Here is a 20,862-nt window from a genome sequence, read left to right on the forward strand (position 1 = left end):
GTTTTTTAACTTGTTATCATTAAGTATTGTTAAGCTTTGCTGGAATACACTTTGGTATCAATATATTAGTACTAGCCATATTAACTGAGTATTCGATAACATTTTCTAATTCTCTTACATTTCCCGGCCAATTATATAATAGTAAATGTTTTTTTACTTCTTCTGATATACTAACAATATTTTTTTTAAATTTTTCGTTATATTTCCCCAGGAAATATTCAGCTAACAATATGATATCCTCGGGACGTTTTCTAAGAGGTAGTATCATTATCGGTATCACACATAATCTATAGAAAAGATCTTCCCTAAATTCACCATTTTTCATCTACTCATCTTACAAATCGCCCTAGCAAATACCTCTTTTCCTGTACCACTTTCACCTAAAATTAAAATGTTAGATTCACATCCTGCAGCTTTTGTATCTTTCATAATATATGGAATATTCATTGAAGCATTTCCCATATTCAGTAATTGGGCAAGTCTTACAAATTTCACTTCCATTAGGACTGTCAATGATTAATGGCTTACCATTTTTAATAACATAATCATTGGCACAGCCCTTAGGAAGAGCTTGCCCAATTGATTTTTTGAATAATCCACTTGCTGCAACCCTTACTAAATGGCTATCTACAACATAGATATCAAATTCAATAACCGAACTTGTTGTCTCTATTAAATTTTATATAAATTCTCTTATCTCATACATTGAACTATACATATTATTTCACTATCCTGCCTAAACTTGTATGCTACTTTATATTAATTAGCATGACATAGTAATGAGTAAATATCTCCTATCATAATGCTTTACAATATGACATAATTACATTTTATACTGAAATATACCTAAAACTATATAATTATACTTAAACATACTTTATACATAAAATATACAATTAAGCCATAGTAACTTTACTTTTTCTATACATCTTGTTTTCTCTAGTTGCACAAAAATGAAGTAGACTTTGCCGCTGCAGCAAAATCTACTTCATTTTAGTTGATTTTTAATTAGAAGAATAATATTCTTTCACTGATCTAGCTATAGAATCCGCTATTTTACTCTGATACTCATCCGTAATCAATTTACTTTTTTCCTGAGCATTAGATAGGAATCCACATTCTACAAGTACAGAAGGTATAGTATCTTCACATCTAAGTACCTTATAACAATTTTTTGCTGCTTTTTCCTTTCTATTATTGTTCTTGTCTAGATCATTTACTAAATTTTTTTGAAGAATATGAGCTAATTTTTTACTATTATCATTTTTAGAGTACCACACCTGAGCTCCATAGTATTTAGCCTGAGGAAACATATTTAAGTGTATACTTATAAACATATTACAATTTGTACTTTTCTTCAATTTACATCTATTATTTAAATCTTCAACTTTCTTTTTTCTTATTCTCCCATCATTTGTATACAGTCCCTCATCTTTTTCTCTAGTCATAACAACTTTAAATTTTTCTTTCAGTAACTTGTCCTTAAGTTTATTGCTTATTTTTAAATTTATTTCCTTTTCCATTATTCCATCTTTTGATATTGCTCCACTGTCTATTCCTCCATGACCAGGATCTATAAGTATAGTGCTATTTTCTTTAGTAACATTTTCATTACCTAATACTAAATATGGACATACCATGTTTACGCTGCATATTATCAATATCAACAATATAACTTTTACTTTTTTTATGTTCAATATACACCAACTCCTTATAATTATTTAGAGCCTTAATATATATTTACCCAAAACATAAAAAGTTATTAAATTATTTTCAATAAAAAATAGTTTATACATACACAAATTTTGTATGTATAAACTATTTTGAATTCTAATATTATCTCTTTGAAAATTGTGGAGCTCTTCTTGCTTTTTTAAGACCATATTTCTTTCTTTCTTTCATTCTTGGATCTCTTGTTAAGAAACCAGCTTTTTTAAGTTCCGGTCTTAAATTTTCATCTGCTTTTAAGAGAGCTCTTGATATTCCATGTCTTACAGCTCCAGCCTGACCTGTAAATCCTCCACCATGAACATTTACAAGGACATCAAATTTTCCTTTAGTTGAAGTCAATTCCAATGGTTGGTTAACTATAACCTTTAAAGTATCCAATCCAAAGTAATCATCCATATCTCTCTTATTTATAGTTACTTTACCTTCTCCAGGTACAAGTCTAACTCTTGCTATTGACTTTTTTCTTCTTCCTGTTCCAAAATACTGAACCTTAGCCATTTTTTATCCTCCCTCCAGCTCTAACCTAATATTTTAATTCTAATACTTCTGGCTTTTGAGCTTCATGATTGTGCTCAGAACCTCTGTATACTTTTAACTTTTTGAACATTTGTCTTCCTAGTGGACCATCTGGAAGCATTCTTCTTACAGCTTCCTGGAATACAAATTCTGGCTTCTTTGCTAAAGCATCTCTATAAGAAGTTTCCTTTAATCCACCTGGATATAAGGAATGATGTCTCAACATCTTTTGATCTAATTTTTTACCAGTTAGAACTACTTTTTCAGAATTTATTATTATTACAAAATCTCCTGTATCAACATGCGGTGTATATATAGGTTTATTTTTACCTCTTAATATTGAAGCAACTTGACTTGCTACTCTTCCAAGAGGTTTTCCTGCAGCATCGATAACATACCATTTTCTTTCAATTTCTTGGGGTTTTGCTATATATGATTTCATGGCTTTCCCGTTATATTACTAACGGTTTTCAACTCCTCTCACATTCTAGTTTCTTTTAATCTCTAAAAAGAGATTTTTAAATTTTGATAAACGATTCTCTATATAAAGACCCGGGGCTGGTGGATCCTTTATATCCAAAATACAAACAATTTATATTATAATACAATGTGCCTGGTGTGTCAATCTAGTAAAATATTTTTTCCAAACAAAGTCCTAAGGCTGGTACAGGCTTCCCGGCTTTTGACCTATCCTTAGACTCTAAAATATCTCTCACATATTCTGGCGTAAACCTTCCTAACCCTACTTCTAATAAAGTACCTACTATTATCCTTACCATATTGTACAAGAATCCATCTCCAACTATACTAAACTTAATCAAATTATCTTCTTGCATAATAGTTAATTCTCTCACTGTCCTAACAGAAGATTTAGCAGAACTTCCCTTTTTCTTAAAAGCAGAAAAATCATGAGTTCCTATAAAATACTTACATGCATTTTTCATTTTATCAATATCCAATTTTCTTCTAAAGTAATAAACATATTGTCTTCCAATAACAGGCCTATTATTTCCTGTTACTATTGTATAAACATATTTTTTACCTAAACTGTAATACCTAGAATGAAAACTATCGTCCACTTTTCTGGCGTTTAATACAACTATATCCTTAGGTAATACCCCATTTAGTGCCATTTTAAAATTAGGACTTGGTATTTTACTGTTAGTAAAAAAGTTGCACACAAACCCTCGCGCATGGACTCCTGCATCAGTTCTGCTTGCACCTATAACTTCAGAAAAGTTCCCTGTAATTTTTTTAATAGCTTCTTCTAATCTTTGCTGAATTGTCATAGCATTATTCTGTCTCTGCCATCCGGAATAATTTGTACCATCGTATTCTATTGTAAGCATTATATTTTTCATTAATGCCACCACATTCTACTTAATATAGACACACACACCAATGCAAAAGTACACACTGATGCCGTAAAGTCCTTATTAGTTAACTTAAGCTGCTTCATTCTAGTTCTGCCTTCTCCACCTGTGTAACATCTAGCTTCCATTGCCATTGCCAGTTCATCTGCACGCCTAAAAGAGCTTATAAAAAGTGGAACTAGGATTGGGATAAGATTCTTAGCTCTCTGAATTATGTTTCCAGATTGGAAATCCGCTCCTCTTGCCATCTGAGCTTTCATTATTTTATCTGTTTCATCCATTAATGTCGGTATAAATCTAAGTGCTATAGTCATCATCATAGCAAGTTCATGAGCAGGTACCCCTATTTTTTTCATTGGATTTAAAAGCTTTTCTATTGCATCTGTGAGTTCAATAGGAGATGTAGTCAAAGTTAGTAGTGAAGTTCCTATAATTAAAAATATAAGTCTTATTGCCATAAATGCAGCCATAACTAATCCTTCTTTATAGACGACTAAAAACTTCCACTTAAATAAAGGTGGATTAATCCCCGTTGTCATAAATATATTCAGCACTGCAGTTATAACAACTAATATAAATATTGGTTTAAGTCCTTTATAAATGTATGAAAACTGTATCTTAGATATAAGTATTGAAATTATAGTGAATAATACTATAAATATATAGCCTTTAAAACTGTTTACTATAAATAAATCTACAATATATATTAAAGATATCAATATCTTAACTCTTGGATCCAACTTATGAACAAAAGAATTCCCAGGTACATATTGACCTATTGTAATATCTTTAATCATTTACTAGCTCTCCTAACTTTTACTTAATATTTTGAGTATTTCTTCTTTTGCCTGCTTTACTGTAAATACATCTTTTGATATATTTATACCCTTTTCCCTAAGCTTTTTTACCATATATGTTACTTGAGGTACTGCAAGTCCTACACTTTCCAAAGTGTCAACTTCATTAAAAACTTTTTCAGGAGGGCCATCAAGTATACATTTTCCCTGATGCATTACAATTATTCTGCCAGCCAGCTTAGCTACATCTTCCATACTATGAGATACAAATATTATAGTCATATTGTATTCTCTATGTAAATTTTTTATTTCTGAAAAGATGTCATCTCTTCCCTTGGGATCAAGACCTGCTGTTGGTTCATCTAATATGAGTACTTTAGGTTCCATAGCAACTACTCCTGCTATAGCAACTCTCCTCTTTTGTCCTCCGCTTAATTCAAAAGGAGATTTATCCTTGTAATCTTCATATTTTAATCCCACCATATTCATGGCTCTCTTTACTCTTTCATTTATATCATCATCACTCAAGCCCAAATTTTTAGGACCAAAAGCGATGTCTTTTTCTATAGTTTCCTCAAATAACTGATATTCAGGATACTGAAATACAAGTCCTACTTTTTTTCTTATGAAATTTAAATTTATTTTTTTATCAGTAATATCTACTCCATCTACTATTATCTTGCCTGCACTTGGTTTTAAAAGTCCATTTATATGTTGAATAAGTGTTGATTTTCCAGAACCCGTGTGTCCTATCAAAGCAACAAATTCTCCATCTTCTATTTCAATATTTATGTCATCTAGTGCTTTTTTTTCAAAGGGTGAACCTTTCATATATATATGAGTTAAATTTTCTATTTTAATCGACATAATTCACTCACCATCTCATCTATAGTTAGTATATCAGGTTTAATATCTACACCACTATTCCTAAGTTCATAGGCTAATTCTGTCATTTGAGGTACATCAAGTCCTATTTTTTTCATTTTAGATACCTGACTAAATATGTTTCTAGGAGATCCTTCCATTATAATTTTACCTTCATCCATAACAATTATTCTATCTGCTTCTACTGCTTCTTCCATATAATGTGTAATTAGAATTACTGTCATATTGTACTTGCTGTTTATATCTTTTATTGTACTCATTACTTCACGCCTACCAGACGGATCAAGCATTGCAGTTGATTCATCAAATATTATACAATCAGGTCTCATGGCAAGTACTCCTGCTATAGCTACCCTTTGCTTTTGTCCACCTGAAAGTAAATGAGGTGCATGTCTCCTATATTCATACATATTTACTCTTTTTAAGCACTCATCAACCCTTGCTCTTATTTCTTCTGATGGAACCCCTAGGTTTTCTGGACCAAAAGCAACATCTTCTTCTACTATAGTAGCAACTATTTGGTTATCTGGATTCTGGAAAACCATTCCTGCTTTATTCCTTATCTTCCAGGTATTTTTTTCATCTGATGTATCTATATCTTCTACATATACTTTCCCATCAGTTGGAACTAAAAGAGCATTTATATGTTTAGCCATAGTAGATTTTCCAGATCCATTCCTTCCAAGCACTACAAGGAATTCTCCCTTTTTTACCTGAAAATTCACATGATCTACAGCTAATTTTTCATTTTCATTATCATTGTCCTTATATTTATAGCTTACATTATCACATACTACCATATTTTTTTCCATAGAAACACCTCACTAATTTGATGAGCAACAAAATTGAAACAGCATTTTATAGAAAAACAGGGATTAAGCTAGTCTTTACTTAATCCCTTTAATTTTATACTAACTCTAGTATAACTAATTCGGCTCCATCGCCTCTTCTTGGACCCATTTTATACATTCTAGTGTATCCACCATTTCTTTCAGCATATTTAGGAGCTATATCTGCAAATAAATTTTTTACAACTTCTTCTTCAGTCACAAAAGAAAGTACTTGCCTTCTAGCATGAAGATCTCCTCTTTTTGCAAGAGTAATCATCTTTTCTGCTAAACTTCTTGTTTCCTTTGCTCTAGTTACAGTTGTCTGTATTTTGCCATGCTTTAAAAAGTTAGTAACAAGACTTCTAAGCATTGCTCTTCTTTGGTCAGATGGACGTCCTAATTTACGATACTGTGCCATTTATATCCCTCCTTACTGTAGGTAATAAGTTTATCCGTTCGTTATTTTAACAAATTTTAGTCTTCACTTTGCTTTAATGATAATCCTAAGGCATCAAGCTTTTGCTCAACTTCTTCTAAGGATTTTTTACCCAAATTCCTTACCTTCATCATATCATCCATTGTTCTTTCTGTTAACTCTTGAACTGTATTTATTCCAGCCCTCTTTAGACAATTATAACTTCTCACTGAAAGGTCTAATTCTTCTATTGTCATCTCAAGAACTTTTTCCTTTTTATCCTCTTCCTTTTCAACCATTATTTCTACATTATTAGCATGATCAGTAAGAGTCATAAATAGTTTAAAATGTTCTATGAGAATTTTAGCTGATAAACTTACAGCTTCATCTGGTAATATAGTCCCATTAGTCCAAACTTCCAATGATAATTTATCATAATCAGTTATTTGACCAACTCTTGTATTCTCTACAGCAAAATTAACTCTTTTAATAGGAGTATATATTGAATCTACAGGAATAGTACCTATTGGCATGTCTTCAGACTTATTCTTTCTTTGAGAAACATATCCTCTTCCTCCGTTGACAGCAATCTCCATATAGAGTTTACCATCATCATCTAAGGTAGCTATATGTAAGTCTTTATTAATTATTTCAACATCACCATCTGTTTTTATGTCTCCTGCAACAACTTCTCCTGGTCCTTGCGCATCTATATATATAGTTTTAGGACCTTCTCCATTCATCTTTAAAGCTAATTCTTTTATATTTAGAATTAGCTCTGCAACATCCTCTTTTACTCCACGAATAGTTGAAAATTCATGAAGTACACCATCTATTTTTATATGATTAGCAGCAACTCCTGGAAGGGAAGAAAGAAGAATCCTTCTAAGTGCATTACCAAGAGTAATACCATAGCCTCTTTCAAGGGGCTCCACTACAAACTTTCCATAGTTACCATCTTCACTATTTTCAACACATTCTATTTTGGGTTTTTCTATTTCTAACATGAATATAACCCTCCTTCTATTTATCTAATAATGTATTCTGAGGGCAACTGATTCTATATTAACTACTTGCTGTATAACTCTACGATTAATGTTTCGTTAACAGGAACATCTATATCCTCTCTTGTTGGCTGTCTAAGAACTTTTGCTTGGAAATTTTCTACATTTCCTTCTAACCAAGTTGGTAAAGTTTTTGGGTTTTCTGCAAAAGTTTTAAATTTCTCTGATGACTTGCTCTTATCACTTACTGTTATATTATCATTAATTGATACCTTAAAAGAAGGTATATCTACTTTTCTACCATTAACTAAAAAATGGCCATGAGTTACCAATTGTCTAGCTTCTGCTCTTGACTGTCCATATCCTAATCTATAAATTACATTGTCAAGTCTTGTTTCAAGTAAAACTAATAAATTTTCACCTGTTATTCCCTTTTTCCTATCAGCTGTTTCATAATATTTTCTAAATTGTCCTTCTAATAGTCCATATATTCTCTTAGCCTTTTGCTTTTCTCTCAACTGTAAACCATAGTTTGATACCTTTTTTCTTCTTTGACCATGTTGTCCTGGTGCATATCCTCTTCTTGAAAATGCACACTTATCTGTATAACATCTATCCCCTTTAAGGAATAATTTTAAGCCTTCTCTTCTGCAAAGTCTGCATACTGATCCAGTATATCTTGCCATTAAAACTTACACCTCCCGTTACTAAACTCTTCTTCTTTTTGGTGGTCTGCATCCATTATGTGGAATTGGAGTAACATCCTTGATCAATGTAACTTCAAGTCCTGCTGCCTGTAATGACCTTATTGCGGCTTCTCTACCAGCCCCAGGTCCCTTAACATATACTTCGATGCTTTTTAATCCATGTTCCATAGCTGCTTTAGCTGATGTTTCAGCTGCCATTTGTGCAGCAAATGGAGTGCTCTTTCTAGAGCCTCTAAATCCTAAGCCACCTGCACTAGCCCAGGACAAAGTGTTTCCCGCAGCATCGGTAATTGTAACTATAGAATTATTAAAAGTTGATCTTATATGTGCACAACCATGTTCAACATTTTTTCTTTCTTTTTTTCTCTTAGTTGTCTTTCTAACTTTTCCAGCTGCCATCTTTTTACCTCCTTATATTATTTTCCTACTACTTTCTTCTTACCTGCTACCATTTTCTTAGGTCCTTTTCTTGTTCTTGCATTTGTCTTTGTTTTCTGTCCTCTAACTGGCAGACCTTTTCTATGTCTTATTCCTCTATATGAACCTATCTCTATCAATCTCTTTATATTAAGAGCAATTTCTCTTCTCAAGTCACCCTCAATTGTTACATTCTTTATGCAATTTCTCAAAGAGTTAACTTCTTCTTCTGTTAGGTCTTTAACTCTAGTATCTGGATTTACTCCAGTTTCTTTTAGAATTTTTTGAGAAGTTGATAACCCTATGCCATATATATAAGTTAGACCTATTTCAACTCTTTTTTCCTTTGGTAGGTCAATACCTGCTATTCTTGCCATTAAAATTTACACCTCCTAAAATCTGATTGGTAAGGATTAATTTACTTTATTTATATTATATTAAGCTTTAAAGCCAGCAAAGTAAATAACTTTACATTGCTGCAGCCGCACCTTAAAACATTATTAACTCATAAATCATGCATTAAGTATCAATAATGCGTTTTACTAATACTTACTTTTCTATTAGTTTAGCCTTGCTTTTGTTTGTGCTTAGGATTTTCACAGATAACCATTACTCTTCCTTTTCTCTTTATAATCTTGCACTTTTCGCACATAGGCTTAACTGATGGCCTTACTTTCATAGCTAACCCTCCTTATTACTTCGCTCTCCAAGTTATTCTCCCACGGGTCAAATCGTAAGGAGAAAGCTCTACTGTAACTTTATCACCTGGTAATATTCTTATAAAATTCATTCTCAATTTACCAGATATATGTGCTAATATCTTATGTCCGCTTTCTAATTCTACCTGAAACATAGCATTTGGTAAAGCTTCTAAAACAGTACCCTGAATTTCAATAACATCATCTTTTGACATAAGGTATAATCAAACCTCCTTGTTATTGCTGACTGCAAAAATCTGTTTAGCACCGAGCTTATAATCACTTTCAACGTACCAGTAAATTATGCTTCATATACTTACAGTCTATATTAATCCATAATACTAACACTTCAAATTAAAGTCAATATTTCCGAAGTATTTTCTAAAACAGTATTGTTTTAATATATACTCCTCTGAAATTCTATCCAATTATTCAGTAGTTATTCTAGATTTTACTGTATCATCAGCTTTTGCTTGGTTTTCAACTTACAGGTTCCAGCATATCTATCTCTATTTGTGCTAAATTATTTGCAAATAGATTTTAAACTTTCTTTTACTCTTTGAAAAACCTCATTTATTTCTCCAGTACCATCTACTATAGAAAGTGCTTTCTGCTTTTTATAGTACCCAATCAGAGGTTGAGTTTGCTCCTCATATACATCTAACCTATCCTTAACAGTTGACTCGGTATCATCTTTTCTTTGTATAACATCACTATTACACACATCACACTTGCCCTCAGTTTTAGTAGGATTAAATTTTACATGATAACTTGCACCACAAGATGGACAAACTCTTCTACCTGTCATTCTTTCAAGAATTAATTCTTTAGGAACATCTATAAGGAGAGCTGTATCTATCTTTTGCCCTTTATCATTTAAAAATAAGTCTAGAGCTTCAGCTTGATTTACGGTTCTAGGAAATCCATCTAATAAAAATCCTTCTTTGCAATCATCCTTGCCTAATCTATCTTTAACTATATCTATAGTAACCTCATCTGGCACTAATTGTCCGTTATCTAAATACTTTTTTGCCTCAACTCCAAGAGGAGTCTTCTCTGAAATATTCTTTCTAAAAATATCTCCAGTGGATATATGAGGTATGGAATATCCTTCACTAATAAATTTAGCTTGAGTCCCTTTTCCAGCTCCTGGAGGACCTAATAAAATTATTTTCAACAGCACCATCTCCAAAAATATTTTATCAATTCAAAAATCCATGATAATGACGCATTACTAGTTGCGATTCTAATTGTCTTATGGTTTCAATAGCTACATTTACTATAATTAATAGCCCTGTTCCGCCAAAATATATGCCTTTAAAACTAGTATAAGTTTCTGCTACTATAGGAGATATTGCTATTATTCCTGCAAAAGCTCCTCCTAATACTGACACTCTGGCTAAAACTCTTTCAATAAATACAGCCGTAGGTTCCCCTGGTCTTATGCCAGGTATAAATCCTGAAGACTTATTCATATTTTCAGCCATTTCTTCTGGTTTCATAGTAACTTCAGTATAAAACCATGTAAAGAAAATTGTAAGCAAGAAATAAAGTACTAAATATAACCAATTACTTTCTTTAAATGGACTATATACACTTCCTGTTATAAACTTATTAAAAGCCGAATCAGGCCAAAATTGACCTATAGTCATTGGAAACTGCATAACTGATATAGCAAATATAATTCCAATAACAGCTGCTCCATTTACATTAATTGGAATATTAGTAGACTGTCCTTTATACATTCTCCCTGCATTCGTTTTTCCTGCATACTGTATAGGAATTCTTCTCTCAGATAAACTTGAAATTACAACTCCTAAAAATAGCAAGAATATAACTGCTGCAAGTCCTATTACCTCCACAAAACTAACTGTTTCAACTTGTTGCATTTTGAAAATTCCAGATACTGCAGAAGGGAATCTCGAAATAATGTTTATAAATATTATAAGAGATATTCCATTTCCAATACCATGCTCAGTAATCTGATCACCAAACCACATGAGAAAAGTTGACGCTACAGTCACAGTAAATATTATCATAAATATATTGAACTTATCAGATGGGTTTGCAAGTGCACCTGCTCTATTTATAATAACATATATGGTTATTCCTTGAATTACACCTAGTGGTACTGAAGCATATCTAGTGTATTCCTGTATCTTCTTTCTACCTTCTTCTCCTTCTTTAGATAATTGCTCTAAACGAGGCAAAGCAACTGTAAGAAGTTGGAATATGATGGATGAATTGATAAATGGAATAACTCCCATAGCAAATATACTAAATCTGCTAAATGCGCCTCCTGCTAGAAGATCATAAAAGCCAAACAACGAGCCATTGCTAGTTAAACTACTTAACTTTGTAGTATCAATTCCTGGAACAGGAATAAAATTTCCCATTCTAAAAATTATTATCATAAATAAAGTAAACAGCAATCTTTTCCTTAGTTCAGGAACTTTCCAAGCATTACGCAAGGTTGATAGCACTTTATATCACCTCTACTTTTCCCCCAGCTGCCTCTATCTTTTCCACTGCAGTCTTAGTAAACTTAGCTGCTTTTACTGTAAGTTTCTTTTGTAACTCACCATTTCCAAGTATTTTTAAACCGTCTTTAGACTTTTTAATTACCTTTTTCTCTAAAAGTAATTCTGGAGTAATTTCTGTTCCATCTTCAAATGCATTTAATCTTTCAACATTTAATTCATAATATTGTTTTGCAAATATATTAGTGAAGCCTCTTTTAGGAAGTCTTCTATACAATGGCATCTGTCCGCCTTCAAATCCTATTCTTACTCCACCACCGGATCTAGCTTTCTGTCCATTTTCACCTTTTCCAGCATTTCTTCCCCAGCCAGAACCAGTACCTCTTCCAACTCTTTTTGGTGATTTTCTTGATCCTTCTGCTGGTTTTAATTCATGAAGTTTCATTCGTACTTACACCTCCTTTGTATTATGCCTCTTCTACCTTTAAAAGATAGCTAACTTTTTGGATCATTCCTCTGATTTGAGGATTATCCTCTTGCTCTACAACTTTTCCTATTTTTCTTAATCCAAGAGCATTTACAGTTGCTATATGATCTTTTTTTCTTCCTATTAAACTCTTTTCTAGAGTTATTTTAAGTTTAGCCAAGGTCATTCACTCCTAACCTAAAATCTCTTCGACAGTTTTTCCTCTAAGACTAGCTATATGTTCTGCTGTCTTTAGTCTTGATAAACCGTCAATAGTAGCATTTACCATATTTCTTGGATTATTAGAACCAACTGATTTTGCTCTAACATCCTTTAATCCTGCAAGTTCAAGAACTGCTCTAGAAGGTCCACCTGCTATAATTCCAGTACCTTCAGGAGCTGTCATTATGAGTACTCTTCCTGTTCCAAATTGACCAGCTATACTATGAGGTACTGTTGTACCTATAATTGGAACTTCAATTAAATTCTTCTTAGCATCTTCTATTCCTTTTCTGATTGCTTCAGGTATCTCTATAGATTTTCCAGTTCCTACGCCTACGTGGCCATTTTCATCTCCCACTACAACTAGGGCACTAAATCTAAAATTTCTACCACCTTTAACAACCTTAGCAACTCTATTTATGAATACAACCTTCTCTTTAAGATTTAAAGCGCTAGGATCGATTCTCATTTATTTCCCTCCTTATTAGAATTCTAAGCCAGCTTCTCTTGCACCTTCGGCAAGATTCTGCACTCTTCCATGATATATATATCCGCCTCTATCAAAAACTACTTCTTTGATTCCTTTTTCAATAGCTTTCTTAGCTATATTCTGACCAACAACTTTTGCTGCTTCTTTATTACTTCCAACTCCTTGAAAATCTTTATCTACACTTGAAGCAGAAACTAGAGTTGTTCCCTTTACGTCATCTATTATTTGAGCATATATATTTTTTGCACTTCTATATACTGCAAGTCTTGGTCTTTCATTTGTTCCAGAAATTTTTCTACGAACTCTAAGATGACGCTTTGATCTTAGTTTTTTCTTATCATCTTTTTTAAACATAAGGTTCACTCCTTTCTACTACTTCTTACCTGTTTTTCCTTCTTTACGTCTTATAACTTCATTTTCATATTTAATTCCTTTTCCCTTGTAAGGTTCAGGTCTTCTCCAATTTCTTATATCTGCTGAGACATCGCCTACTAATTCTTTGTCGATACCTTTTACTATAATTTTTGTAGGTGCAGGTGTTTCAAAAGTTATTCCCTCAATTGCCTCTACTTCAATTGGATGTGAAAATCCCAAGTTTAAAACTAACTTTTTTCCTTGTAACTGAGCTCTGTACCCAACACCTACTAATTCTAATGTCTTTGCATATCCTTCAGTTACACCAATAACCATATTATTTATCAATGCTCTAGTCAATCCATGAAGAGCTCTAACTTCTTTTTCATCATTATTTCTTTTAACTACTATTGAGTTATCCTCAACAGCAATATTCATATCTTTTCTCATAGCCTTTACAAGTTGGCCTTTAGGTCCTTTTACAGTAACAACGTTGTCTGGTGTTACTGCAAAGGTGACACCACTTGGAATAGCTATTGGAAGCTTTCCTATTCTTGACATCATTACACCTCCTGTATTCCTAATAGGTTCATAATAAATATCATTTACTACTAATCTTAGTTCATTTTTAAAACTACCATATGTAGCAAAGTACTTCTCCACCTACTCCTAATTTTCTTGCGTCTCTATCTGTAACAATTCCTTTAGAAGTTGATATTACTGCAACTCCAAGTCCATTTAAAACTTTAGGAATTTCTTCTTTTCTACAATAAACTCTTAATCCAGGTTTAGATATTCTCTTGAGTCCTGTTATAACCCTTTCTTTATCTTTACCATACTTCATTGAAAGTCTTATCATGTTTACAGAACCATCTGCATATTCCTCTACATTCTTTATATATCCTTCTTGAAGCATTATATTTAATAGTGCCTTCTTAATAGTTGAAGAAGGTACTTCTACTATTTCGTGTCTAACAATATTTGCATTTCTTATACGAGTAAGCAAATCTGCTATAGGATCAGTCATTACCATTTATTGTGCCTCCTTTCATCAATAACTAACATTTACCAACTTGCTTTTCTGCAGCCAGGTATTTCACCCTTATACGCAAGTTCTCTAAAGCATATACGACATATACCATATTTTTTTAATACAGCATGAGGTCTTCCACATATTCTACATCTTGTGTAAGCCCTTGTTGGATATTTAGGTTCCTTTTTCCACTTTTCTATCAAAGCTTTACGTGCCACGTTTTTCCCTCCTTATTTTTGAGCAAATGGCATTCCAAGAAGTTTAAGCAACTCTCTTGCTTCTTCATCAGTATTTGCGGTAGTGACAAAGATAACATCCATACCTCTGACTTTGTCTATTTTATCATATTCTATTTCAGGGAATATTAATTGCTCTTTAATTCCTATGGAATAATTTCCTCTACCATCAAAAGATTTATCTGGAACTCCTGAGAAATCTCTAACTCTTGGTAGTGCTATATTAATTAATTTATCTGCAAATTCATACATATATTGTTTTCTTAAAGTAACTTTACATCCTATAGCCATATTTTCTCTTATTTTAAAGTTTGCTATAGATTTTTTTGCTCTAGTTAAAACTGGTTTTTGTCCTGTAATTAAAGTTAAGTCGCTAACCGCTGATTCCAAAACCTTTGGATTATCCTTAGCTTCTCCTACACCCATGTTTATAACTATCTTATCAAGTTTTGGTGCCTGCATTATGTTCTTATATTTAAACTTATCCATTAAAGCAGGAATAACTTCCTTTTCATATTTCTCTTGTAACCTTGAACTCATATTTTTGCCCTCCTTTCAAAGATTAAAATGTTTCTCCGCACTTTTTACATACTCTTACTTTTGTTCCATCATCTAATATCTTGTGACTTATTCTAGTTACACTTTTACATTTGTCACAATATAACATTACTTTTGAACTATATATAGGAGCTTCCTTTTTAATTATGCCACCCTGCATATTTTGCTTATTTGGTTTCTGATGTTTTGAAACTACATTAACATCTTTAACAATAATTTTACCTGTTTTAGGCATAACCTTTAAAATTTCTCCTGTTTTCCCTTTATCTTTACCGGATATAACCATGACTGTATCCTTTTTTCTAACGTGTACCTTTGCCATTATAGCCACCTCCTTATCTTATAGAACTTCAGGCGCTAGTGATAATATTTTTGTATAATCTTTATCTCTTAGCTCTCTCGCAACTGGTCCGAAGATACGAGTTCCCTTTGGTTGCTTATCATCTTTTATTATAACAGCAGCATTCTCATCAAACTTTATATATGAACCGTCTGCTCTTCTAAGTCCTCTTACAGATCTGACGATAACAGCCTTTACAACTTCTCCTTTTTTAACAACACCGCCTGGTGTTGCACTTTTAACGCTAGCAACTATTGTATCACCGATGTTTCCCCATTTTCTCTTGGATCCACCTAAAACTCTTATACACATAATTTCCTTAGCTCCGGAATTATCTGCAACTTTCAATAATGTCTGTTGTTGAATCATTGAAAATACCCTCCTTTCAGCTATTATACTATTTAGCCTTTTCTACTATTTCCACAAGTCTCCATCTCTTATCCTTGGATAAAGGTCTTGTTTCCATTATTAATACTCTATCATTATTTCTTGCTTCATTGTTTTCATCATGAGCTTTAAATTTAGTAGTTCTGTTAACTGTTTTTCCGTACAGTGGATGACGTACTTTAGTTTCAACTGCAACTACTATAGTTTTATCCATTTTATCTGAGATAACTCTTCCTGTTCTTGTCTTTCTGTATCCTCTTTCCACAGAATAAACCTCCTTTCAAACTATTGTTCAAATGATCTTAGCTCTTCTTCCCTAAGGATGGTTTTAATTTGGGCTATAGATTTTTTGACTTCCTTTATTCTCATTGGATTTTCTAATTGACCTGTAGCCAATTGAAATCTCAAATTAAACAATTCTGACTTAAGATCTTGTACCTTTGCCTGTAAATCTTGAGTGCTGCTTTGTCTTAACTCTTGCAATTCTCTAGCCTTCATTGCTTTCACCACCCACTTCTTCAAAATCTTTTCTTGTAACGAACTTAGTCTTTATAGGCAATTTATGTGATGCAAGCCTCATTGCTTCTCTTGCTACTGGTTCAGGAACACCTGATAGTTCAAATAATACCCTACCTGGTTTAACAACTGCTACCCAATATTCTGGTGATCCTTTACCTGATCCCATACGTGTTTCAGCAGGTTTTTCTGTAATTGGTTTATCTGGGAAAATCTTTATCCAAAGTTTTCCTCCTCTTTTGATATATCTATTTATAGCTATTCTGGCTGCTTCTATCTGATTTGCTGTTATCCATGCACATTCTGTAGCCTGTATAGCGTAATCTCCATATGCTATAAAATTACCTCTTGTAGCTTTGCCTTTCATTCTACCACGTTGTACCTTACGATGCTTAACTCTCTTAGGCATTAACATATGCTATTCCTCCTTCCCTATGCTTTAACTTCTTCCTTGTTTTCAACAGGTTTTTTAGCAGGGAGCACTTCTCCTCTATATACCCATACTTTTACACCTATTTTACCATATGTGGTATTTGCTTCTGCAAATCCATAATCTATGTCGGCTCTTAATGTCTGAAGTGGAATTGTACCTTCATGATATGACTCAGCTCTTGCAATTTCTGCGCCTCCAAGTCTTCCTGAACATGTAATCTTAACACCCTTAACACCAGACTTCATAGCTCTCTGTATTGTTTGTTTCATAGCTCTTCTAAAAGAAATTCTCTTTTCTAATTGCAAAGCTACATTTTCTGCCATAAGTTGGGCATCAGCTTCTGCCTGCTTTACTTCAACGATATTTATAAGCACAGTTTTTTCTGTAACCATTTTTTGAATTTCAGCTTTTAAAGCGTTAATTCCCTGGCCGCCTTTTCCTATTATCATTCCAGGCTTTGCAGTAAATACATTTAGCTTAACTCTTTTTGCTGCTCTTTCAATTTGAATCTTTGAAACTCCAGCAATAGCAGTTTTTGCTTTTACAAATTTTCTAATTTTATTATCTTCAACTATATTGTCTGCAAAATTTTTCTTATCTGCATACCATTTAGCATCCCATTCTTTAATAACACCAACTCTTAGGCCATGTGGATGTACTTTCTGTCCCATCTGTTTCCCTCCTTCTTATTACTCTCTTTCCTTAACTACCAAAGTTATGTGACTACTTCTCTTATTTATTCTAAACGCTCTACCTTGAGCATGTGGTTGAAATCTCTTTAATGTTGGACCTTCACAAGCATAAGCTTCTGAAACATATAGATTATCCTTATCTAAATCCAAGTTATTCTCTGCATTAGCAACTGCTGATTTGAGAACTTTATTAACCACTACAGCTGCATCTCTTGGAGTATATTTTAATATAGCAAAAGCTTCATTTACATTTTTGCCTCTAACCAAATTAAGTACAACTCCTACTTTCATTGAAGACATTCTAACATATCTAGCTATAGCCTTAGCTTCCATTTATTCTACCTCCCTTCCTAACTACTTTTGAGGAGCAACACGAGTTGTTTTTTCAGTTTTATCTGCGGCGTGTCCCCTGTATGTTCTAGTTAGTGCAAATTCTCCTAATTTGTGTCCTACCATATCCTCTGATATATATACAGGAACATGCTTTCTTCCATCATGAACTGCTATAGTGTGACCTATCATCTGAGGAAATATTGTTGAACTTCTTGACCAAGTTTTTATAACTTTCTTTTCACCATTTTTATTTAATTCATTTATTTTCTTTAAAAGTGCTTCTTGGACATAAGGTCCTTTTTTAACTGATCTGCTCATTCATTTTGCCTCCCTTCATACAATTTGCATGATATAACTTTTTCGTTTATAGCTAAAAGCAACTGGTTCGTTAAATAGAAGTCAGTGAAGAGAACGTATATTCTCTTCAAACTATTTACTATTTCTTCTCTTAACTATAAATCTGTCTGAATACTTATTATGTTTTCTAGTCTTATATCCTAATGCAGGTTTACCCCATGGAGTAAGTGGTCCTGGATGACCTACTGGAGCCTTACCTTCACCACCACCATGTGGATGGTCATTAGGGTTCATAACAGAACCTCTAACTGTAGGTCTTACTCCTAAGTGTCTCTTTCTTCCTGCCTTACCTATGCTAACTATCTCATGAGTTAAATTTGAAACTGTTCCAATTGTAGCTCTACATGCTATTCTTACATGTCTCATCTCACCACTTGGAAGTCTTAATGTTGCATAATTTCCTTCTTTAGCCATAAGCTGAGCTGAAGCTCCTGCAGATCTTACAAGTTGTGCTCCCTTTCCTGCTTGTAATTCTACATTATGAATTATAGTACCAACAGGTATATTTACTAGTGGCAAACAATTTCCAATTTTTATATCTGAATCTGGTCCTGAGACTACAGCATCTCCAACTTTTAATCCAACTGGAGCTATTATATATCTCTTTTCTCCATCAGCATAAACTACTAAAGCTATATATGCTGATCTATTAGGATCATATTCTATAGTAGCAACCTTTGCTGGTATGCCATCTTTATTTCTCTTAAAATCTATTAATCTATACTTTTGTTTTGCTCCGCCACCTATATGACGAACTGTTATTTTACCGTGAGCATTTCTACCACCACTTCTTTTTAAAGGTGAAAGAAGTGATTTTTCTGGTACATCTGTAGTTATTTCTTCAAATGTACTTACAGTCATATTCCTTCTTGAAGGTGTAGTAGGTTTAAATCCTTTAACTGCCATAACGGTATTCCCTCCTTTTTTCGCTTATCTGGATTTCTCCAATAACTGCTTTAATTATTGTTCCATTCCATCAAAAAATTCTATTGTCTTACTATCTTCCTTGAGCTTTACAATAGCTTTTTTGAAATCCGCTCTTTTTCCAATATGAACGCCAACTCTTTTTTTCTTTCCTATATATCTTGCTGTTGTTACATTTTCAACGCTTACTCCGAAAACATCTTCTACAGCTTTCTTTATCATTGACTTGTTTGCATGTATGTCAACTATAAAGGTGTATTTCTTCTCATTCATGCCAGCCATGCTCTTTTCTGTTACAACAGGCCTTCTTATGATGTCATAATTAGTATATTTCATTATGCATACACCTCCTCAATTTTTGATACAGCATCTTTTGTTATTATAAGTTTTTCATACTTTAATAAATCATAAACATTCAAATTATTAACAGGTATAACTGATACGCCCTGTATATTTCTACCTGATACATATACATTTTTATTTGATTCAGCTGTAACAATTAATGTCTTCTTTGCATTAAATGCATCTAACATCTTTACTATTTCTTTTGTCTTTGGAGCTTCTAATTCTAAGTTTTCCAAAACAACCATTTCATTATCTGATACTTTACTAGACAATGCTGATTTCATAGCTACTCTTTTCACTGATTTTGTAACTGAGATTCTATAGTCTCTAGGTTTTACAGCAAAAACTATACCACCGTGAATCCATTGTGGTGATCTTATAGATCCTTGTCTTGCTCTACCTGTTCCTTTTTGTCTCCATGGTTTAATTCCACCTCCAGAAACCTCAGCTCTAGTCTTTGCTGACTGAGTTCCCTGTCTCTTGTTAGCAAGTAATGCTACAACTACTTGGTGAACAGCATTTTCGTTTACTTCAACTCCAAATACTTTATCTGATAATTCAAAATCTCCGACTTTTTGACCTTCTTTATTAAATAATCCTACTTTAGGCATTCTGCATCCTCCTTTCTACTAAGACTAAGCCTTAACTGTATTTCTTATTGCTACAAGTCCTTTGTTAGGTCCTGGTACTCCACCTTTTATCAAAATAATGTTTTTCTCTGGAATAACTTTTGCGACTTCTAAATTTAACACTGTTGTATTTCTATTTCCCATATGTCCTGCCATTTTCATATTTTTAAATGTTCTGGATGGATCTGAACAAGCTCCCATTGAACCTGGTGCTCTATGAAATTTAGAACCATGGGACATTGGTCCTCTTTGAGCATTCCATCTTTTTATTGTACCCTGAAATCCCTTACCTTTAGAAACTCCAGATACATCAACTTTATCTCCTGCTGTAAAAACATCTGCCTTTATTTCCTGGCCTTCCTTGTATTCACTAGCATTTTCAAGTTTGAATTCCCTTACAAATCTCTTTAATGTAACTCCTGCTTTTTCAAAATGTCCCTTCATTGGTTTGTTTACTAACTTTTCTCTTATATCACTAAAACCAACCTGTACAGCCTCATACCCATCTTTTTCTACAGTTTTCTTCTGTATAACAGCACAAGGTCCTGCTTCAATTACTGTAACAGGAATTACCTTTCCATTTTCATTAAATATCTGAGTCATACCAAGCTTTCTACCTAATATAGCTTTTTTCATTTACATACACCTCCTAAACATATTAGCGGATCGCCAAAACGGTCATAATAGTTAGTAA

At 33.0% G+C, this 20,862-nt stretch carries 38 protein-coding genes; all 38 read right to left on the reverse strand.

Going from position 1 to position 20,862, the window contains the following annotated elements; translation table 11 throughout:
* Positions 1 to 19: 19 nt before the first annotated feature.
* Positions 20 to 325 carry a hypothetical protein gene (locus tag DMR38_RS22455; RefSeq protein ID WP_243124380.1) on the reverse strand — a complete coding sequence of 102 codons (306 nt, stop codon included), beginning with the start codon at positions 323 to 325 and terminating at the stop codon, positions 20 to 22.
* Positions 322 to 501 (reverse strand): sigma 54-interacting transcriptional regulator, encoded by a 180-nt coding sequence (locus DMR38_RS22460; RefSeq protein ID WP_243124381.1) that lies wholly within the window; start codon positions 499 to 501, stop codon positions 322 to 324. Before DMR38_RS22460 ends, DMR38_RS22455 begins: the two co-directional genes overlap by 4 nt.
* Positions 502 to 1,004: 503 nt before the next feature.
* The gene (cwlD, locus tag DMR38_RS20140; protein WP_243124614.1) at positions 1,005 to 1,640 is read right to left on the reverse strand and encodes an N-acetylmuramoyl-L-alanine amidase CwlD; all 636 of its coding nucleotides are present in this window, start codon (positions 1,638 to 1,640) and stop codon (positions 1,005 to 1,007) included.
* A 196-nt stretch (positions 1,641 to 1,836) separates the two neighbouring features.
* Complete coding sequence (rpsI, locus tag DMR38_RS20145; protein WP_127723373.1) at positions 1,837 to 2,229, reverse strand: 30S ribosomal protein S9; 393 nt, start codon at positions 2,227 to 2,229, stop codon at positions 1,837 to 1,839.
* Between the two features lie 25 nt (positions 2,230 to 2,254).
* Positions 2,255 to 2,689: a 50S ribosomal protein L13 gene (gene rplM, locus DMR38_RS20150; RefSeq protein ID WP_127723375.1), complete on the reverse strand. Its 435-nt coding sequence runs from the start codon at positions 2,687 to 2,689 to the stop codon at positions 2,255 to 2,257.
* A gap of 184 nt (positions 2,690 to 2,873) precedes the next feature.
* On the reverse strand, positions 2,874 to 3,608 hold the full coding sequence (truA, locus tag DMR38_RS20155; protein ID WP_127723377.1) for a tRNA pseudouridine(38-40) synthase TruA: 735 nt from the start codon (positions 3,606 to 3,608) through the stop codon (positions 2,874 to 2,876).
* Positions 3,608 to 4,417, reverse strand: coding sequence for an energy-coupling factor transporter transmembrane component T (locus tag DMR38_RS20160; RefSeq protein WP_127723379.1), 810 nt, complete (start codon positions 4,415 to 4,417; stop codon positions 3,608 to 3,610). Before DMR38_RS20160 ends, truA begins: the two co-directional genes overlap by 1 nt.
* Before the next feature lie 12 nt (positions 4,418 to 4,429).
* On the reverse strand, positions 4,430 to 5,284 hold the full coding sequence (locus tag DMR38_RS20165; RefSeq protein WP_127723381.1) for an energy-coupling factor transporter ATPase: 855 nt from the start codon (positions 5,282 to 5,284) through the stop codon (positions 4,430 to 4,432).
* Complete coding sequence (locus DMR38_RS20170) at positions 5,269 to 6,114, reverse strand: energy-coupling factor transporter ATPase (protein ID WP_127723383.1); 846 nt, start codon at positions 6,112 to 6,114, stop codon at positions 5,269 to 5,271. Before DMR38_RS20170 ends, DMR38_RS20165 begins: the two co-directional genes overlap by 16 nt.
* A gap of 94 nt (positions 6,115 to 6,208) precedes the next feature.
* Complete coding sequence (gene rplQ, locus DMR38_RS20175) at positions 6,209 to 6,550, reverse strand: 50S ribosomal protein L17 (protein ID WP_127723385.1); 342 nt, start codon at positions 6,548 to 6,550, stop codon at positions 6,209 to 6,211.
* A gap of 56 nt (positions 6,551 to 6,606) precedes the next feature.
* A complete protein-coding gene (locus DMR38_RS20180) occupies positions 6,607 to 7,554 on the reverse strand; it encodes a DNA-directed RNA polymerase subunit alpha (RefSeq protein WP_127723387.1) in 948 nt (315 codons plus the stop codon).
* A gap of 62 nt (positions 7,555 to 7,616) precedes the next feature.
* A complete protein-coding gene (rpsD, locus tag DMR38_RS20185) occupies positions 7,617 to 8,237 on the reverse strand; it encodes a 30S ribosomal protein S4 (protein WP_063553720.1) in 621 nt (206 codons plus the stop codon).
* 21 nt (positions 8,238 to 8,258) lie between these two features.
* The gene (gene rpsK / locus DMR38_RS20190; protein ID WP_013240668.1) at positions 8,259 to 8,657 is read right to left on the reverse strand and encodes a 30S ribosomal protein S11; all 399 of its coding nucleotides are present in this window, start codon (positions 8,655 to 8,657) and stop codon (positions 8,259 to 8,261) included.
* 17 nt (positions 8,658 to 8,674) lie between these two features.
* The gene (gene rpsM, locus DMR38_RS20195; protein ID WP_127723389.1) at positions 8,675 to 9,052 is read right to left on the reverse strand and encodes a 30S ribosomal protein S13; all 378 of its coding nucleotides are present in this window, start codon (positions 9,050 to 9,052) and stop codon (positions 8,675 to 8,677) included.
* A 188-nt stretch (positions 9,053 to 9,240) separates the two neighbouring features.
* Complete coding sequence (gene rpmJ / locus DMR38_RS20200) at positions 9,241 to 9,354, reverse strand: 50S ribosomal protein L36 (RefSeq protein WP_007062395.1); 114 nt, start codon at positions 9,352 to 9,354, stop codon at positions 9,241 to 9,243.
* Between the two features lie 15 nt (positions 9,355 to 9,369).
* Positions 9,370 to 9,588 (reverse strand): translation initiation factor IF-1, encoded by a 219-nt coding sequence (infA, locus tag DMR38_RS20205; protein WP_013240670.1) that lies wholly within the window; start codon positions 9,586 to 9,588, stop codon positions 9,370 to 9,372.
* Positions 9,589 to 9,896: 308 nt separating this feature from the next.
* A complete protein-coding gene (locus DMR38_RS20210; RefSeq protein ID WP_127723391.1) occupies positions 9,897 to 10,550 on the reverse strand; it encodes an adenylate kinase in 654 nt (217 codons plus the stop codon).
* Positions 10,551 to 10,575: 25 nt separating this feature from the next.
* Positions 10,576 to 11,856 (reverse strand): preprotein translocase subunit SecY, encoded by a 1,281-nt coding sequence (gene secY, locus DMR38_RS20215; protein ID WP_127723393.1) that lies wholly within the window; start codon positions 11,854 to 11,856, stop codon positions 10,576 to 10,578.
* A 1-nt stretch (position 11,857) separates the two neighbouring features.
* Positions 11,858 to 12,298, reverse strand: coding sequence for a 50S ribosomal protein L15 (rplO, locus tag DMR38_RS20220; protein ID WP_127723395.1), 441 nt, complete (start codon positions 12,296 to 12,298; stop codon positions 11,858 to 11,860).
* 22 nt (positions 12,299 to 12,320) lie between these two features.
* A complete protein-coding gene (gene rpmD, locus DMR38_RS20225; protein WP_063553716.1) occupies positions 12,321 to 12,500 on the reverse strand; it encodes a 50S ribosomal protein L30 in 180 nt (59 codons plus the stop codon).
* Positions 12,501 to 12,512: 12 nt separating this feature from the next.
* On the reverse strand, positions 12,513 to 13,010 hold the full coding sequence (gene rpsE, locus DMR38_RS20230) for a 30S ribosomal protein S5 (RefSeq protein WP_013240675.1): 498 nt from the start codon (positions 13,008 to 13,010) through the stop codon (positions 12,513 to 12,515).
* 15 nt (positions 13,011 to 13,025) lie between these two features.
* Complete coding sequence (rplR, locus tag DMR38_RS20235) at positions 13,026 to 13,385, reverse strand: 50S ribosomal protein L18 (RefSeq protein WP_127723397.1); 360 nt, start codon at positions 13,383 to 13,385, stop codon at positions 13,026 to 13,028.
* Between the two features lie 18 nt (positions 13,386 to 13,403).
* A complete protein-coding gene (rplF, locus tag DMR38_RS20240) occupies positions 13,404 to 13,946 on the reverse strand; it encodes a 50S ribosomal protein L6 (RefSeq protein WP_127724187.1) in 543 nt (180 codons plus the stop codon).
* A 73-nt stretch (positions 13,947 to 14,019) separates the two neighbouring features.
* Positions 14,020 to 14,418 (reverse strand): 30S ribosomal protein S8, encoded by a 399-nt coding sequence (gene rpsH / locus DMR38_RS20245; protein WP_127723399.1) that lies wholly within the window; start codon positions 14,416 to 14,418, stop codon positions 14,020 to 14,022.
* 32 nt (positions 14,419 to 14,450) lie between these two features.
* Entirely contained in the window at positions 14,451 to 14,636 is a 186-nt protein-coding gene (locus tag DMR38_RS20250) for a type Z 30S ribosomal protein S14 (protein ID WP_013240679.1), read from the reverse strand.
* Between the two features lie 12 nt (positions 14,637 to 14,648).
* Complete coding sequence (gene rplE / locus DMR38_RS20255; RefSeq protein WP_013240680.1) at positions 14,649 to 15,194, reverse strand: 50S ribosomal protein L5; 546 nt, start codon at positions 15,192 to 15,194, stop codon at positions 14,649 to 14,651.
* Positions 15,195 to 15,216: 22 nt separating this feature from the next.
* Positions 15,217 to 15,534, reverse strand: coding sequence for a 50S ribosomal protein L24 (rplX, locus tag DMR38_RS20260; RefSeq protein WP_127723401.1), 318 nt, complete (start codon positions 15,532 to 15,534; stop codon positions 15,217 to 15,219).
* Positions 15,535 to 15,552: 18 nt separating this feature from the next.
* Positions 15,553 to 15,921 carry a 50S ribosomal protein L14 gene (gene rplN / locus DMR38_RS20265; RefSeq protein ID WP_013240682.1) on the reverse strand — a complete coding sequence of 123 codons (369 nt, stop codon included), beginning with the start codon at positions 15,919 to 15,921 and terminating at the stop codon, positions 15,553 to 15,555.
* Between the two features lie 28 nt (positions 15,922 to 15,949).
* On the reverse strand, positions 15,950 to 16,204 hold the full coding sequence (gene rpsQ / locus DMR38_RS20270; protein ID WP_013240683.1) for a 30S ribosomal protein S17: 255 nt from the start codon (positions 16,202 to 16,204) through the stop codon (positions 15,950 to 15,952).
* A 20-nt stretch (positions 16,205 to 16,224) separates the two neighbouring features.
* Positions 16,225 to 16,437, reverse strand: coding sequence for a 50S ribosomal protein L29 (rpmC, locus tag DMR38_RS20275; protein WP_013240684.1), 213 nt, complete (start codon positions 16,435 to 16,437; stop codon positions 16,225 to 16,227).
* A complete protein-coding gene (gene rplP, locus DMR38_RS20280) occupies positions 16,427 to 16,870 on the reverse strand; it encodes a 50S ribosomal protein L16 (protein WP_013240685.1) in 444 nt (147 codons plus the stop codon). The genes rpmC and rplP overlap by 11 nt, the downstream gene beginning before the upstream one ends.
* A gap of 17 nt (positions 16,871 to 16,887) precedes the next feature.
* Positions 16,888 to 17,559, reverse strand: coding sequence for a 30S ribosomal protein S3 (gene rpsC / locus DMR38_RS20285; RefSeq protein WP_127723403.1), 672 nt, complete (start codon positions 17,557 to 17,559; stop codon positions 16,888 to 16,890).
* 18 nt (positions 17,560 to 17,577) lie between these two features.
* Positions 17,578 to 17,913: a 50S ribosomal protein L22 gene (rplV, locus tag DMR38_RS20290; protein WP_013240687.1), complete on the reverse strand. Its 336-nt coding sequence runs from the start codon at positions 17,911 to 17,913 to the stop codon at positions 17,578 to 17,580.
* A 21-nt stretch (positions 17,914 to 17,934) separates the two neighbouring features.
* Positions 17,935 to 18,231, reverse strand: a complete 297-nt coding sequence (gene rpsS / locus DMR38_RS20295; RefSeq protein WP_063553711.1) for a 30S ribosomal protein S19 — start codon at positions 18,229 to 18,231, stop codon at positions 17,935 to 17,937.
* Positions 18,232 to 18,342: 111 nt separating this feature from the next.
* The gene (gene rplB, locus DMR38_RS20300) at positions 18,343 to 19,176 is read right to left on the reverse strand and encodes a 50S ribosomal protein L2 (RefSeq protein WP_127723405.1); all 834 of its coding nucleotides are present in this window, start codon (positions 19,174 to 19,176) and stop codon (positions 18,343 to 18,345) included.
* 54 nt (positions 19,177 to 19,230) lie between these two features.
* Positions 19,231 to 19,530, reverse strand: a complete 300-nt coding sequence (rplW, locus tag DMR38_RS20305) for a 50S ribosomal protein L23 (protein WP_013240690.1) — start codon at positions 19,528 to 19,530, stop codon at positions 19,231 to 19,233.
* Positions 19,530 to 20,150 (reverse strand): 50S ribosomal protein L4, encoded by a 621-nt coding sequence (rplD, locus tag DMR38_RS20310; RefSeq protein WP_127723407.1) that lies wholly within the window; start codon positions 20,148 to 20,150, stop codon positions 19,530 to 19,532. The genes rplW and rplD overlap by 1 nt, the downstream gene beginning before the upstream one ends.
* Before the next feature lie 24 nt (positions 20,151 to 20,174).
* Positions 20,175 to 20,804, reverse strand: a complete 630-nt coding sequence (gene rplC / locus DMR38_RS20315) for a 50S ribosomal protein L3 (RefSeq protein WP_127723409.1) — start codon at positions 20,802 to 20,804, stop codon at positions 20,175 to 20,177.
* Positions 20,805 to 20,862 lie beyond the last annotated feature (58 nt).

This window comes from Clostridium sp. AWRP (assembly GCF_004006395.2).
GTDB lineage: Bacteria > Bacillota > Clostridia > Clostridiales > Clostridiaceae > Clostridium_B.